General features: G+C 57.9%; 11 protein-coding genes and 1 pseudogene. 9 read left to right on the top strand and 3 right to left on the bottom strand.

Annotation, left to right across the window (positions count from 1 at the left end):
- Nucleotides 1-41: 41 nt before the first annotated feature.
- From nifJ to GF1_RS10040, 3 genes are all read right to left on the bottom strand, one after another.
- Nucleotides 42-3,581 (bottom strand): pyruvate:ferredoxin (flavodoxin) oxidoreductase, encoded by a 3,540-nt coding sequence (nifJ, locus tag GF1_RS10050; RefSeq protein ID WP_267926410.1) that lies wholly within the window; start codon nucleotides 3,579-3,581, stop codon nucleotides 42-44.
- Between the two features lie 235 nt (nucleotides 3,582-3,816).
- Complete coding sequence (locus GF1_RS10045) at nucleotides 3,817-4,503, bottom strand: CBS and ACT domain-containing protein (RefSeq protein ID WP_267926409.1); 687 nt, start codon at nucleotides 4,501-4,503, stop codon at nucleotides 3,817-3,819.
- A 516-nt stretch (nucleotides 4,504-5,019) separates the two neighbouring features.
- Entirely contained in the window at nucleotides 5,020-5,388 is a 369-nt protein-coding gene (locus GF1_RS10040; RefSeq protein ID WP_267926408.1) for a hypothetical protein, read from the bottom strand.
- 26 nt (nucleotides 5,389-5,414) lie between these two features.
- Here GF1_RS10040 and pabB point away from each other — a divergent pair, with 26 nt between their 5' ends.
- The 9 genes and pseudogenes from pabB to GF1_RS09995 all read left to right on the top strand — a co-directional run bounded on the left by pabB (nucleotide 5,415) and on the right by GF1_RS09995 (nucleotide 15,752).
- Nucleotides 5,415-7,016, top strand: coding sequence for an aminodeoxychorismate synthase component I (pabB, locus tag GF1_RS10035; RefSeq protein WP_435051695.1), 1,602 nt, complete (start codon nucleotides 5,415-5,417; stop codon nucleotides 7,014-7,016).
- A 127-nt stretch (nucleotides 7,017-7,143) separates the two neighbouring features.
- Nucleotides 7,144-8,352, top strand: coding sequence for a deoxyguanosinetriphosphate triphosphohydrolase family protein (locus tag GF1_RS10030; protein ID WP_267926407.1), 1,209 nt, complete (start codon nucleotides 7,144-7,146; stop codon nucleotides 8,350-8,352).
- Nucleotides 8,337-9,517, top strand: a pseudogene (locus GF1_RS16500) (chloride channel protein); the annotation flags it as partial. The gene GF1_RS10030 and the pseudogene GF1_RS16500, both read left to right, overlap by 16 nt.
- Nucleotides 9,512-10,117 carry a CBS domain-containing protein gene (locus tag GF1_RS16495; RefSeq protein ID WP_353740459.1) on the top strand — a complete coding sequence of 202 codons (606 nt, stop codon included), beginning with the start codon at nucleotides 9,512-9,514 and terminating at the stop codon, nucleotides 10,115-10,117. The pseudogene GF1_RS16500 and the gene GF1_RS16495, both read left to right, overlap by 6 nt.
- A 164-nt stretch (nucleotides 10,118-10,281) precedes the next feature.
- Nucleotides 10,282-10,680 carry a RapZ C-terminal domain-containing protein gene (locus GF1_RS10015; protein WP_267926405.1) on the top strand — a complete coding sequence of 133 codons (399 nt, stop codon included), beginning with the start codon at nucleotides 10,282-10,284 and terminating at the stop codon, nucleotides 10,678-10,680.
- Nucleotides 10,681-10,937: 257 nt separating this feature from the next.
- Nucleotides 10,938-11,246 carry a phasin family protein gene (locus GF1_RS10010; RefSeq protein WP_267926404.1) on the top strand — a complete coding sequence of 103 codons (309 nt, stop codon included), beginning with the start codon at nucleotides 10,938-10,940 and terminating at the stop codon, nucleotides 11,244-11,246.
- 369 nt (nucleotides 11,247-11,615) lie between these two features.
- Nucleotides 11,616-13,313 (top strand): ABC1 kinase family protein, encoded by a 1,698-nt coding sequence (locus GF1_RS10005; RefSeq protein WP_267926403.1) that lies wholly within the window; start codon nucleotides 11,616-11,618, stop codon nucleotides 13,311-13,313.
- 15 nt (nucleotides 13,314-13,328) lie between these two features.
- Nucleotides 13,329-14,123: an XdhC family protein gene (locus tag GF1_RS10000; protein WP_267926402.1), complete on the top strand. Its 795-nt coding sequence runs from the start codon at nucleotides 13,329-13,331 to the stop codon at nucleotides 14,121-14,123.
- A gap of 369 nt (nucleotides 14,124-14,492) precedes the next feature.
- The gene (locus GF1_RS09995) at nucleotides 14,493-15,752 is read left to right on the top strand and encodes a glycosyltransferase family 4 protein (protein WP_267926401.1); all 1,260 of its coding nucleotides are present in this window, start codon (nucleotides 14,493-14,495) and stop codon (nucleotides 15,750-15,752) included.
- The last annotated feature ends 15 nt before the right edge of the window (nucleotides 15,753-15,767 follow it).

Raw genomic sequence — 15,767 nt, 5'->3', positions numbered from 1 at the left:
CACCCTACTCGATTTATCTGCTGTTGGTCAGCAGGGGAGGATCAACCCTCTTCCAGGGCTTTGTAACGTCCCATCAGGAACTTCCAGGAACGTTCCACGTCCTTCTGGGCCTGCTCCATGAGCTTGTCGGCCATTTCCGGGTTGGTCATCTTCAGCATGCGGTAGCGGTTTTCAGCCAGCGCATACTCGGCAAACGGAATGGTCGGCTCCTTGGAGTCGATGATGAGCGGGTTCTTGTCCTGCTCTTCAAGCTGCGGGTTGTACCGGTACAGCGGCCAGTGGCCACAGGCAACCGCCTTTTTCTGCTGCTCAAGACCAAAGGCCAGGTTCAGGCCGTGGTTGATGCAGTGGGAGTAGGCGATGATCAGCGAGGGACCGTCGTATGCCTCGGCCTCGTTGAAGGCCTTGACAGTCTGCTGCGGATTGGCGCCGAGAGCCACCTTGGCAACGTAGACATTGCCGTAGGTGGAGAAGATCATGCCCATGTCCTTCTTGGGCATCTTCTTGCCGCCGGCAGCGAACTGGGCCGTGGCTGCCCGCGGGGTGGACTTGGACATCTGGCCACCGGTGTTGGAGTAGACCTCGGTATCCAGGACCAGAACATTGACGTTCTCGCCGGAAGCCAGCACATGGTCCAGACCACCATAGCCGATATCGTAAGCCCAGCCGTCACCGCCGATGATCCAGACGGATTTCTTGACCAGGTAATCGGCCACGTGGTAGAGGCGAACGGCAACAGGGTTTTTGTTGCCTTCCAGCTTGGCCTTGAGCTTGCCCACCCGGGCCCGCTGCTGTTCGATCTCGTCCTGGGTCTTCTGGGAGGCCTCGATCATCTCGGTGGCCATCTTCCTGGTGACCAGCTTCTCGGCCACCGCGGCCTCCAGCAGCTCGACCGCCTGGTGGGCCAGCTTGTTGACCGACTGGCGCATACCCAGGCCAAACTCGGCGTTGTCCTCGAAGAGCGAGTTGGACCAGGCTGGACCGCGACCGTCGTTGCGCTTGCAGTACGGGGTGGTGGGCAGGTTGCCACCATAGATGGAGGAGCAGCCGGTGGCATTGGCGATCAGCATCCGGTCGCCGAACAGCTGGGTGGCCAGCTTGATGTACGGGGTCTCGCCGCAGCCGGCGCAGGCACCGGAGAACTCGAACAGCGGCCGCTTGAGCTGGCTGCCCTTGATGGTGGCCGGGTTGATGAGCGAGTTGTCCACCTCGGGCAGTTCCATGAAGTACTTCCAGTTCTTGGATTCCCGTTTGCGCAGGGTCTCGGTGTTGTCCACCATCTGCAGGGCCTTCTTCTTGGCCGGGCAGACACCGACGCACAGCGTACAGCCGACACAGTCCTCGGTGGAAACCTGGAGGGCGAACTTCATGCCCTTGAACTGTTTGCCCACCGCGTCTACGGTCTTGAAGCTCTTGGGCATCTTCTTGAGATCTTCCGGCTTGACCACCTTGATCCGCAGGCAGCCGTGCGGGCAGACCAGGGAGCACTGACCGCACTGGATGCAGTTCTCCGGAATCCATTCGGGTACATGGACGGCGATGTTACGTTTTTCCCACTGGGTTGTTGCGGTGGGCCAGCGACCGTCGGCCGGGATCTGGGAGACCTTGAGCTCGTCACCCTTGCCCTCGATCATCTTGGCCGTGACTTCCTTGACAAAGTCCGGAGCCTCGTCCGGTACCGTGGGCGGAACTTCATGGCCGGTGATCTTGCCCGGGATTTTGACCTCGACGATGTTGTTGATGGCTGCGTCAACGGCATCGAAGTTCATCTTGACGATCTTCTCACCCTTCTTGCCGTAGGTCTTCTTGATGGCATCCTTAATCGCCTTGATGGCCTGTTCCTTGGTCAGGATACCGGAGATCAGGAAGAAGGCCGTCTGCATGATCATGTTGATGCGCGCACCCAGGCCGATGGCCTCGGCCAGCTTGATGGCATCGATGATGTAGAATTGGGCTTTCTTCTCGATCAGCTGCTTCTGGACCTTGGCCGGCAGCTTGTCCCAGACCTTGTTCTTGGGATAGCTGGTGGTCAGCAGAAAGATACCGCCTTCCTCCAGGTTGGACAGCATGTCGTACTTGTCCAGGAAGGTGAAGTTGTGGCAGGCGATGAAGTTGGCCTTGTTGATCAGGTAGGGAGCCTCGATGGGGTTCTGGCCGAAGCGCAGATGCGACACTGTCATGGACCCGGACTTCTTGGAGTCGTAGACAAAATAGCCCTGGGCGTAGTTGTCGGTCTCGGTGCCGATGATCTTGATGGTGTTCTTGTTGGCACCGACCGTACCGTCGGAACCCAGACCGTAGAACATGGCCCGGAAGACGTCCTTGCCCTCGATGTTGAAGTTCTTGTCATAGTCGAGGCTGGTGAAGGTGACGTCATCCTGCGGTCCGACACAGAAGTGGTTCTTGGGTGCCATGGCGGTCATGTTGTCGAACACGGCCTTGACCATGGCCGGGCTGAACTCGGCCGAACCCAGACCGTAGCGACCGGAGAGGACCAGCGGCATGGAGGCGGCCCGGTTGGCCTCGAAGGCCTCGGCAATGGCGGCCCGGACGTCGAGATAGAGCGGCTCGCCGGCGGAACCGGGCTCCTTGCAGCGATCCAGGACCGTGATCCGCTTGACCGTGGCTGGCAGGCTGTTGACCATGGCTTTAGCGTCAAAGGGCCGGAAGAGGCGGACGATGACCACGCCGGCCTTCTTTCCCTGGCTGGCCAGGTAATCGATGGTGGCGGCCACGGTTTCGGCGCCGGAACCCATGATGACAATGACGTCTTCGGCATCCGGAGAGCCATGGTAATCAAAGAGTCTGTACTGGCGGCCGGTGAGTTTGGCGAACTTGTCCATGGTCTCCTGGACGATGCCGGGTACAGCCTGGTAGTACTTGTTGACGGTCTCGCGTCCGGTGAAGTAGACATCCGGGTTCTGGGCCGTACCGCTCATGGTGGGCCGGTCCGGGGTCAGGGCCCGCTCGCGGTGGGCCAGTACGAGCTCTTCGTCGATCATGGCCCGCATGTCGTCGTAGGTGAGCTGCTCGACCTTCTCGATCTCATGGGAGGTCCGGAAACCGTCGAAGAAATGCATGAACGGGATGCGGGATTTCAGGGTGGACTGGGTGGAGATCAGGGCGAAATCCTGCGCTTCCTGGACGTTCTGTGAGCAGAGCATACCCCAGCCGGTCTGGCGGGCAGCCATGACGTCGCCATGGTCACCGAAAATGGAGAGTCCCTGGCAGGCCAGTGAACGGGCGGTGATATGGAAGACCGTCGGAGTCAGCTCACCGGCAATCTTGTACATGTTGGGCAGCATCAGCATCAGGCCCTGCGAGGCGGTAAACGTGGTGCACAGGGCACCGGTGAGCAGGGAACCGTGCAGAGAACCTGCCACACCACCTTCGGACTGCATCTGGGAGATGACTGGAATGGAACCCCAGATGTTCTCCTGTTTGGCATTGGCCTTGGCATCAGCTTCAGCCGCCATGGGGGACGAAGGAGTGATGGGGTAGATCGTGATAACTTCACTGGTGGCGTAGGCAACATGGGTACATGCCTGGTTGCCGTCAATGGTGACCATTTTTCGCGACATAAAAACTCTCCTTGACTTACTTAAGTTGACGTTTACCGGCAGCGCTCGCTGGTGCCGGCAAATCTAACGGCCCCTCTGAAAACCCGTTCTTCTCTCCAGCCCCGGTACCAGGGTCATCTTTTCCCTTTCTTCATCCAGCGCGTGTGGCCGTCGGTCGGGGAAAAGGTTGAGCTGGTGTGAATCCGGACAGAATTCCTGCTTTTCAGACAGACCTGAAACAGGTTTTTTCTTCCCTTCAGTTGCTCTTTGTTGGCAGATTTTTCAGGTCGTCCTTGCCATGGTACACTATGCGGTAGCTTTCCAGTTTGCCGATGGCTTCTTTCAGGGTGTCGACATTGGCGTCATCGATGGAGACCCGGATGGCCACCCGTTTCATCCCCGGAGGTGCGTCATCGAAGGAGGTGAGGATGGAAAGGACTCTGGCATCCTGCTTGCGCAGCAAGTCGATGACCCTGGAGACGGAACCGGGCTTGTCGGGCATGTCGATGACAAACTGGTGGGCGCCGTCCTGGATGCCGGTGGCATGGATGAAGCCGCGCAGGATATCGGTTTCGCTGAGCAGGCCAACGAGGTTTCCCTCGGCATCGAGGATCATGATTCCCGAGATCTTTTCCTTGAGCATGACCAGGGCAGCCTTCTCCAGGGTATCGTCCTCCTGCAGGCTGATACACTTGTCTGTCATCACATCCTTGATTTTCATCTCGGCGAGCAGGTAGTACATCTCGTGCAGGTCGACGTCCGAGGTGGTCGAGGGTGAAGCCTCCTTGAGATCACGGTCAGTGACAACACCAACCAGTTTGCCGTGGGACATGACCGGCAGCCGACGGATATTGTTTTCTTTCATGATCCGTGTGGCCCGCATGACAGAGGTGTTGATGTCCACTGTAAGTATGGCCGTGGTCATCCAGTCTTTGATCAGCATGGAAACCTCCTTGGTTGGTTAGTGCCTGTCCATAAATGGTCTTTTCGCCCGATTCCTGCGTCGCTACGAAAAATAAAAATGCTCACATATTCCTGATATGCTGCGCTTTTTATTTTTCTATGCTCCTTGAACTCGAACGAAAATTCTCATTTATGGACAGGCACTGGTTAAGTCGTCACAGAAAAAGATCCAGGGAATGCGGCAGCAATGACCGGGAAGTGGCAGTTGCCGGCAATAGGTCTGGAAAAGTACCGTAATCCCCCATTATAGAATATTGGTTTACTTCTGGCAACAGTAATCGTCTGCCAACCTTGTGCATTTGCGTGGGAAAAAAGGCCATTTCTCATTTGGTGGTACGGAAAAACAGCTTGTTGCGTTGTTGTGGAGCGGCTGGTCGTGCAGGTAGCAGGGTGTTTGGTTTTTGTTCAGGAGGCAAGGGTCGAAAAAAGGGTTGCAGGGGAAAAATCTTCGTGCTCTTCATGGTTCTGGTGGTTATATGAAGGTCCTGTTTTTCCATCAAGGAAACAGAAATGTGATGAAAAATAGTTGCGCGGCAAAGTCATTCTGGAAATATGCGCCATCTGCGCATCCGGGAGTTGTCTGACTGATCCAATTATGAAGCCCTTTACTGATCCGGAAATAAAAGCCCTTTCGATCTGGCTCGAGCATCAGCACGACTTTGTGTTTCTCGAAACCACCCGGATGGGTGACGGGGAGCACCGGTCGCTGCTGTTTACCGGTGCCCGGACCTGGCTGGTGTGCCGGGCCGGGGAGAATGCCGAAGTTTTTCTGGCCCAGGCTGCCCGCTGGCAGGCCCGCGGGTATGTCCTGGCCGGCTGGATCGGCTATGAGTTTGGCTACCTCCTGGAGCCGGCCCTGCAGCACCTCGCCGCCGATCTTCCCCGGGACAGGTGGTCGCCGAGCTCGGAGTCTTCCGCGAGCCCAGGATCTATGACCATCGGACCTCCTCATGGTCTTCGGAGCCGGATATCCCGATGGCGGCCGGAGGGGAACAGCAGTACAGGGTCAGTGAGGTACGCCCGGCCATTTCCCGGGAGGAATACCTCCGGGCCATCGATGCCATCAAGAGATACATCCGCGCCGGTGATACCTATCAGGTCAACTACACCCTGAAACTGGATTTTTCCTTCCAGGGTTCGGTGGCGGCCCTCTATCGTACCCTGCGGCGCAACCAGTCTGTTGGTTTCGGGGCCTGGCTGCGGACAGGCGGCCGGGATATTCTCAGCTTTTCTCCGGAGCTTTTTTTCCGGGCCCGGGGCGAGCGCATCACCGTGCGGCCCATGAAGGGTACCCTTGCCCGGGGGCGGACCACGGCCGAAGACGCCGGGGCCGTGCGGGCGCTCAGAACGGATGTCAAGAACCGCAGCGAGAACGTGATGATTGTCGACCTGTTGCGTAACGATCTCGGACGGTTGCTCCATGACTGCGGTGGCGGTCGAGTAACGGTGCGCTCGCTGTTTGACGTGGAGACCTATGAAACGCTGCACCAGATGACCTCGACCATCGAGGGCCTGGCCACTGCAGGTCACCTTCCCGGTCTGACCCGGCTGCTCCAGGCCCTTTTTCCTTGCGGCTCGGTGACCGGGGCGCCCAAGATCCGGACCATGGAGATCATCCATGAACTGGAAAAAAAACGGCGTGGAGTCTATTGCGGCGCCATCGGCTGGGCCGGAATGGATCATGCGGTGTTCAATGTGCCCATCCGCACACTGGTGCTGGAGGAGGGCCGGGGCGAGATGGGTATCGGCTCGGGAATTGTCCATGATTCGGATCCTGAAGGTGAGTGGGAGGAGAGTCTGCTCAAATCCCGGTTTCTGACCCGTCCCCGGCCGGATTTTCAGCTCATCGAGACCCTGCTTTGGGAGCCCGGCCATGGGTTCTGGCTCCTTGACTATCACCTGGACCGGCTCCGGGATTCGGCCATTTACCACATGTTTGTCTGTGACCCGGTGGAGATCCGGCGGGCACTGGAACAGGAGGTTGCCGGCAGGGGGACCTCGTGTCGGGTCCGGCTCCTGCTCCACCGGGACGGCCGTGTGGAGGTGAGCTCGGCGCCGGTCTCCTGGTCTCGGCCCAGGAGATACCTCCAGGCGCGGCGGGAGGACCCCCTGCCCGGGGTCTTCTTCTCCGAAACCCTGGTCGATAACAGGAAAACCGAGTTTTTCCACAAGACAACCCGGCGGGAGCTCTATGAGCGCGAACGGGCGGTCGCTGTCAGCCAGGGGTATTTCGAGGTCCTGTTCTGCAACCGGCAGGGCGAGGTGACCGAAGGGACGATTACCAACGTATTCCTTGAACTCGAAGGCGAGTTGGTCACCCCGCCGGTTCACTGCGGGCTGTTGCCCGGGACCTTCCGCCGCCTGCTGCTCGAGAAGGGCCTGGTCCGGGAGCAGGTGGTCTTCCGGGAGGATGTCTTTCGGGCAGAGGCCGTTTATGTGGGCAATTCGTTGCGCGGATTGGTTCAGGTGAAGGTGGTCGGTTCGGATTGCTGATGACTATCCTGCTGTTTTGCCGTATTTTATGTCGCATGCTGTGGAAAGTGATTTGCCGGGGGGCTTATTTTTGATATAATTCAATTTTTTTTCAAAATAACAACAGTAGACAGGCCGGTTGACGAAGATGCACAGGTCGGATGAATTGATCCTGCAACGGATTCAGGACGCATTATACAGGGCAGAGGAAGAGCATCTCTCACCCCTGGCATGCAGAAGCTGTGAGGCCCGGTGGCGACATCCCGATACCCGCCTGGATTATCGTCAGTCGTTCGCCCGCGATGCTGACAGAATACTGCATTCCCGGGCCTATTCCCGCTACATTGACAAAACCCAGGTTTTTTCCCTGGTGGACAACGATCATATCACCCACCGGGTTCTGCATGTGCAGATGGTCTCACGGATCGGGCGGACGGTGGGGCGTTTCCTCGGCCTGAACGAGGATCTGATTGAGGCCATCGCCCTGGGACACGATATCGGTCATCCTCCCTTTGGCCACGAGGGGGAGCGTATTCTGGACAAACTCTGTCGGGCCCATGGCCTGGAGGGGTTTCAGCACAACATCCAGTCTGTCCAGTTTCTTGAGCGCTTTGAGCGCAAGGGCGCCGGCTGGAACCTGACCCTCCAGGTGCTCGACGGAATCCTCTGCCATGACGGGGAAGTGCATAACCCGCGGCTTGCCCCCTGCCGGGACAAGGACTTTGCCAGGCTGGACCAGGAAATCCGGGACAAGGGACACAATCCCCGTCTGGCCCTGCGGCCCATGACGCTCGAGGGCTGCGTGGTCCGGCTCTGCGACACCATTGCCTATGTGGGGCGCGATATCGAGGACGCCGTCGAGCTGGGCCTGATCCGCCGGGACGAAATCCCTGAGCGGTGTTCCCGTCGTCTGGGCAGCAGCAACGGCTCCATTGTCTACAACCTGGTCACCGATCTGCTCCTGCACAGTCATCACGTCCGAGAGCGTTCCGCCTGCCGTGGATCGGATCAGGACTGGATCGGTCTTGGCGAGGAGACCGCCGAGCTGTTGCTTGAACTGAAAAAGTTCAACTACGAACGAATTTACAAGAATCCGTCTTTTAAGCCGGATTTCGAGAAGATACACATCTGTTACGAACGTCTTTTTGCCCACTATCTGCGTCAGCTCGAAAAGGATTCCACGGGACGCGGTAGCGGCCGGGATTTTTTGCAGACCATGTCTGAAGCCTATTTGCAGGATCATCCGGCGCCCGCTGTTGTCAGGGATTATCTTGCCGGGATGACAGATGATTTTTTTCTGCGTCAGGCCCAGGAGATTGGCTGTCGCATACCGGAGCGTACATGTTTACCAAACTGAAAATCTTCCTCCCGGGTGAAAATACCCGGCTTATCATCACCGCGGCCTGCATCGGGCTCATGGCGGGACTTGCGATCATTGTCTTCCGCAGCGCGGTCGACCTGGTCCATGAATTGATCTTTGTTCAGGGGTATGAACTGCTCCGGATAGGGGAGGGGGGCTGGCGCCGTTATCTGTTGCCCCTGCTGCCGGTGACCGGGGCCGTGCTGCTGATTCCGCTTTCCCTGCTCTTCCCCGGCGAAGTGAACGGCTACAGCTTCACGAACTTTCTGCGCCGGGTCAACCTGGAAAACGGTGTTATCAAGGCGCGGACTATCTTCATCAAGATCGTCTCCACCGCCCTGACCATCGGAACCGGTAATTCAGCCGGGGTCGAAGGACCCATCGCCACCATCGGCGGGGCCCTTGGTTCCCAGATCGGCCAGCAGACCCGGGTCTCCGGTTCCCGGATGAAGGTTTATATCGCCGCCGGCTGCGCCGGGGGATCGCCGGTATCTTCAACGCCCCCATAGCCGGGATATTCTTTGCCGCGGAGATCGTTCTGCTCGGGACCTACGAGATTTCCTCCTTTGCCGCCCTGGTTATTGCCTCGGCCATGTCCACCGTGGTCTCCCGGGCCTATTACGGTGAGGTCCCCGCCTTTCCCATTCCGGACTATCACATGGTCAATCCCTTTGTCGAGATGCCGCTTTATACCATCATGGGCCTCATCGTCGGCATGCTGGCCGTGCTCCATATCCGCTTTTTCTACTGGGTCCGCGACTGGTTCCGGGACCTGCCGCTCCATCCTCAGCTCAAGCCGATCATGGGCGCGGTGCTGGTGGGGCTCATCGGTATCGGTTTTCCCCAGGTCATGGGTGACGGATATGAGGAGATCGAAAAAGCTCTGGCCGGGCATGGCATTATCTGGGTCATGATGGCGCTGGTGTTTCTCAAGTCCATTGCCACCGCCATTACGCTCGGGTCCGGCGGGGCCGGCGGTGTGTTTGCGCCCTCCCTGTTTATCGGCGCCATGCTGGGAGGTGCCTTTGGCGGTATCATGCATCAGTACCTGCCCCAGTACACCGCCACCTCCGGGGCCTATGCGACCATCGGTATCGGCGCCTTTCTTGCCGCCTCCACCCATGCGCCCATGACCGCCATCTTTCTGCTCTTCGAGATGACCGGCAACTACATGATTATCATCCCGGTCATGCTGACCTCCATCCTCGGTACGGTCACCGCCACCAAATTCTATCACGACTCCATCGACACCGTGGACTTCACCCGCGAGGGGATCAATATTCACGAGGGCCGCGAGGTGGCGATCATGAAATCGATCAAGGTGGGCAAGGCAATCACGGAGGATGTTGATTTTATTAGTGAAAACGCAAATATAAATCATCTGCTCGAGCTCTTCAGGATGGCCAAGGACAGCTTCTACTTTCCAGTGGTCAATGAACGGGGTCGGATGGTGGGCGTGGTCTCCATGCAGGATGTGAAAAATATCCTTCACGATGAAGAGCAGCGCGTCTGTTACCTGGTGGGGGCCATCTGCAGTCGTGATGTCATTTCTCTTACTCCGGATGATAATCTCTACGAGGCCATGCAGCTGTTCGATCTCAAGGGCATCGAGGAAATTCCGGTGGTTGAGTCCAGGGAGGATCCCTGGGTGCTTGGTATGCTCAAGCGCAGAGATGTGATTGCCGCCTATAACCACGAAGTACTCAAGCGGGGCATTTCGGAGAAGGCGGACTCGATCCGTATGGTCTGTTCCACCTCCTGATAACTGCAAAGACGTGAGGGGTGGCTTCAGGGGGAGTGCGTGCTGGCGTGGCTCCCTTTTTTTATGTCGGCAAGGGGAACAGGCCTGCGGGCCGGGCGATGTTTCATGCTGTGATGAAAAAAATCACCATTTTTGAAATCCAGTGATTACTATATAATCTGATTATGGAGATAATAAAGAACGGTACCGGACGATTGCGGGTTACCCTGTTCTCTTTCGGGTTCAAACACGGTCATCCGGAGGCTGACCTGGTCTGGGATGTACGGTTTCTGCCCAATCCCTACTGGGTGCCTGCCCTGAAGGAATACAGCGGGCTTGAACAGGAAGTTGCCCGCTATGTCCTGGACAATGAGGCCGGCCAGGAGTTTCTCCGTCTGGTAGAGCCTCTGGTGCAGTTTACGCTCAACCATCACCACCGGGCAAAGCGGGAGATGATCCGGCTGGCGATTGGCTGTACCGGAGGGCGTCACCGCTCCGTGGCCGTGACCGAGTTCCTGGGTCGTGCCCTGGCCCGCCGGGATTATTGCGTGGAGGTGTTTCATCGCGATATCGACAAGCGGTGAGCAGTGGTGACCGGGAGGCCCTTCACGGGAAAAAGACAGGGGACAGGGTTATGGTTTCGGGAAAACAGGTTTTCATATGCTCGCGCTGCCGGGGCGCACTCAAAGGCAGGTGCCGACTCGGTGCCCGGTCCGGTTCCGGCTCCGAGCGGCCCGGATGGGGGTGTTTTTCGTTTCGGAGTCTGCTCTTATCTGCTATGACGCAGGTATCGGGTAACGGAAAATGTCAATGGATCGACTCGAACAAGGGAGGTAGCAAAATGAAGGAGTTGTTGAAGAATATGCTGTTCATGGGTGCAGGTGCCGCATTCCTTACCAAGGAAAAGATTGAGGAGCTGAAAAACGAGCTGGTCGACAAGGGCAAACTGACCCAGGATGAAGGTAAGGAACTGGTCGATGAATGGATGAAGAAATCAGAAACCCTCAAGGATCAGTTTGAACTCAAGCTGAACCAGATGGTGGCCGACCAGATCAAGAAAATGAACCTGGCCACCGCCGAGGATATCCAGGAACTGCGCCGCAAGATCGAAGAACTGCAGGTGGCCATCAACGCCAGGGCCGAAGAGTGATACCTGGATAGAGCGGTTCTCAAATCCGGAGTCTCCGCTTCGCTCCGCTTACCTGCTGCACCTTGCGTCGTTCCATGCAGGCCAAACTGCATCGAAAGATCTCAAAACCGGCATTTCATAAACTTTTGTGATTACCATCAATCTTCAGCATTGAAACCGGTGTCGGCCTCGCTTGTTTCACGGGACGCCATAAACCCGTCCCTGGGGGCTTGACTGTGGCCATCCAGGCCACAGACACCCGTGCAACAAGCGAGGCCGACACCTTTATCCATCGAAGACTGAATTTCAGTGGTAATCAGATAAACTTTTGCGGCTCCGGGCTCTGGAATGTATTGTTCCCGGAGCCTGGAATCCAGGACTTAATCCTGCATGTTCAGTATCAGAAAACTCGGAGCCATAGGTCGGACGTACCGTCATCTGAACCGGTACCAGCGAATCCTGCGGGTCCTGTTCAAGTATGGTTTTGACGACCTTGTGGAGCGGTTGCACATAGACCAGTACCTGGAGACGGGTCTGCAGATGATCAACCGCAAACCCCGGGACCAGATAGAAAAACATACCCGTCCCGAGCGGTTGCGCATGGCCCTTGAAGAGCTGGGGCCGACGTTTATCAAATTCGGCCAGCTGCTCTCCACCCGGCCCGATTTCGTTCCGCCTGACTATCTCACCGAACTGGCCAAACTCCAGGATCGGGTGCCGCCCTTTTCCTACGAGGAGGTGGCCCAGATTTTCCAGGAGGAAATGGGCCGGACACCGGAAGAAATCTTTGAATACTTTGACGCCGAGCCCATGGCCGCTGCATCCATCGGCCAGGTACATCGGGCCCGGACCCTGGCCGGGGAGGAACTGGTGGTCAAGGTTCAGCGGCCGGGTATCGAGAATGTCATTGCCGTGGACCTGGAGATCCTGGCCCACATCGCCCAGCTCATGGAGCAGTATCTCGAAGAGGTGCAGGGCCACAGGCCCTCGGCGATCGTCGAGGAATTCGCCCGCAGCCTGTCCCGGGAGATCGACTTCACCATCGAGCTCTCGTCCATCCAGCGTTTCGCCCGCCAGTTCGAGGGCAACCCCAATATCCACGTGCCGGCGGTCTACAAGCAGCTCTCAACCGAGCGGATCCTGGCCATGGAATACGTCGATGGCATCAAGGCCTCGGAGCTGGAGCTGCTGCGCGAAAAGGGCTATGATCTGAAGCTGATCGCCAGGAGGGGCTCCATACTGGTCATGGAACAGATATTCGTTCATGGCTTTTTCCATGCCGACCCCCATCCGGGCAACATCTTTGTCCTGCCGGGCAACGTGATCTGTTTCATCGATTTCGGCCAGATGGGGCGTCTGAGCCGCACGGACAAGGAAGATTTCACCGACCTGGTCCTCAGTATAGTGGCCGGCAATGAACGCAAGGTGACCGACGGGGTCCTGCGGCTGACCATTCATCACCGGGAGCTCAACCGGGATGCGCTGAGCCGTGATCTCGGCGACCTGATCGACCGTTACCTCTACCTGCCCCTGGGGGAACTGCAGGCCGGCAAGATGCTCCAGGATCTCCTGGACCTGGTGGCCCGGCATGAGCTCTACCTCAAGCCCAATCTCTATCTGATGATGAAGGCGCTGTCCACAGTGGAAGGGGTGGGGCTTATGCTTGATCCGGAGCTGGAGCTGATCACCCTGGCCAGACCCTTCATGCGCCGCATCCAGATGGACCGGTTGAAGCCGGGCCGGATAGCCGAGGAGGTGGGGGAGACCGGTTCGGAATACCTGCATCTGATCCGGGAACTGCCCGAGGAGCTGCGCTCCATTGTCAGCCAGATGCGCCACGGGCGGATGAAAATGGAGTTCGAGCACCGGGGGCTGCAGCCGCTGCAGGCGGTGCTGGACCGGGTATCCAACCGGATCGCCTTTGCCATTGTTCTGGCCTCGCAGATCATCGGTTCGTCCCTGGTGGTGCTTTCCGATATTCCGCCCAAGTGGAACGGCATTCCCATCATTGGCCTGATCGGTTTTCTCATGGCCGGAGTCATGGGATTCTGGCTGCTGCTCTCTATTATCCGCCACGGACGAATGTAGACAGGATAGGTGCTCATGAAAGATATCTATTCGGAAATACTGGCCCTGCAGGAACGGGGTGAGGCCGGGGTCCTGGCCACCCTGGTGGAGCGGAGCGGGTCCGGCTCCCGGCCGGTGGGGACCAAGATGCTGATTCTGGACAACGGCGAAACCGTGGGCAGCCTGGGGGGCGGGCTGCTGGAGGCCGAGGTTATCCGCCACGGTGCCGAAGTGCTGGAAAGCGGCGAGCCCCGGCTTGTCACCATCAGTCCTCCGGGAGGTGAAGAAGACCGGTGTGGCAGTCGGACAGTGGTCTTCTTGGAGCCGATTCTGGCCGGCAAGAACCTTATCATCTTTGGCGCCGGTCATGTGGGTCGGGCCGTCGCCGGGATGGCCATGCTGGCCGGATTCCAGGTAACCCTGGTCGATGACCGGGAGGAAGAGATTGGCAGCCAGGTGGGCACTGACGCCAGGTTTCTCCTGCGCAGCGTGGAACATTTTTTCGCCGATATCAATGTGACTGCCAAGACATATCTTCTTATCTGCACCCGCAGTCACACCATGGATCTAGAGGTCCTGCGCCAGGCCCTGCGGACCCCGGCAGAGTTTGTCGGCCTGCTCGGTTCGCGCCGTAAGCGGGAAAATTTCTTTGCCACTCTGCGTCGCGAAGGGGTCGCAGAAGACGAGCTGCAGCGGGTTGTCTGCCCGGTGGGGCTGGCCATCGGCGCGGTCACCCCGGAGGAGATCGGAGTTGCCGTGGTGGCCCAGCTCATCGAGCGGTACCGGAAAGGGAGTTCCTCTGCCGGGACCTATGTTCCGGCCACGCAGTAAGCGACAGGGGGAGAAGCCCGTTTCGGCTCCGGTCTTGACATGGCCTGAGCCGGACCTATAGTTTACCTGGATATCATCCGACCTGTCCGTGATTTCGGAACGGTTGATTCGAAAATCGCCCCCGGGGTGTGGTGTTGCCAGGGTGATTTTCATGGTCTGTTGCCGCTGGACTGTGCCGAAACCCGGAGTCTCCCTTTGGTCGCTTACCCGGAGTCTCCTTTTGGTCGCTTACCTGGCCCAGCCATGCTGGTTTAGCCGCAGACAGCCGGTGCGCCAGAGGAGCGGTGATAGATCCCTGCGCGGTCTGGAGTCGTCCGGCGGTCGAGGCCAGGTTCTCCATCCTGCGAAAACAGCTTGCCACAGGAGTCCATGTCCGAACGTATAGGTTTTATCTCCACACGATTTGCCGGTACCGACGGGGTGTCCCTGGAGTCGGCCAAATGGGCCGAAGTGCTCTGGCAGGATAAACACCTCAGTTTCTGGTACGCAGGAGTTCTTGACCGCGGCAGAGATGTATCCATGTGTGTGCCCGAGGCCTATTTCGGCCATCCGGAGAACGAGTGGATCAATCGACGTATCTGGGGGCAGACCAGGCGTTCTCGCAGGGTTACCCGCCGTATCCGCGACCTGGCGGAGTATCTCAAGGGAACCCTGTACGATTTTGTCGACCAGTTCGACATCTCCATCCTGATCATCCAAAACGCCCTCACCATTCCCATGCACCTGCCCCTGGGGGTGGCCCTGGCCGAGTTCCTTGCCGAAACCGAGATGCAGGCCATTGCCCACCACCATGATTTCTACTGGGAACGCAGTCGGTTTCAGGTCAATAATGTTCCGGACTTTCTGGATATGGCCTTCCCGCCGCGGGATGTCAATCTTCAGCACGTGGTGATCAACCAGGCGGCCAGGGAAGAACTGGCTCTGCGCAAGGGGATATCCTCCATGCTGGTCCCCAATGTGTTCAATTTTCATGAACCCCTGGACTACAAGGACGATTACGGGGCCGACATCCGTGATGAGATGGGCCTTGGTCCCGATGACCGGATGATTCTGCAGCCAACGCGGATCGTCCCGCGCAAGGGCATCGAGCATTCCATCACCCTGGTCCAGCGCCTCAAAGATCCCCGCTGTAAACTGGTTATCTCACACGCTGCCGGTGATGAAGGCTCGGACTACCTGGAACAGATCATCGAACTGGCCCGTATGGAAGGAGTGGATCTGATTCTGTTTGGCGATCGGGTGGGAGATCGGCGTCATATCAACGGCGAGGGGAAGAAGATCTACGTGCTCCATGACCTGTATCCCCACGCCGACCTGGTCATGTATCCCAGTATCTACGAGGGGTTTGGCAATGCCCTGCTGGAGGCCTTCTATTTCAAGGTGCCCATTATAGTCAACCGGTATCCGGTCTGGGTCCGTGATATCGAGCCCAAGGGATTTCAGGTGCCGGTCATGGAAGGGTTTGTCAATAAACGGATCGTGGAGAATGCCCGTCGCCTGCTTGAGGATCGGTTATACCGACAGCAGATCGTCGATTACAACTACGAACAGGGAAAGAGATACTACAGCTACCCGATTCTCCGGTACTGTCTGCAGACACTGCTCAATAATATCAAGTATGGTATCTGACCGGGAAAAGATGCC

The organism is Desulfolithobacter dissulfuricans (assembly GCF_025998535.1).
GTDB classification, from domain to species: domain Bacteria; phylum Desulfobacterota; class Desulfobulbia; order Desulfobulbales; family Desulfobulbaceae; genus Desulfolithobacter; species Desulfolithobacter dissulfuricans.
The sequence above is the reverse complement of the archived record's forward strand: the minus strand, read 5'-3'. Positions and strand labels throughout refer to the sequence as shown.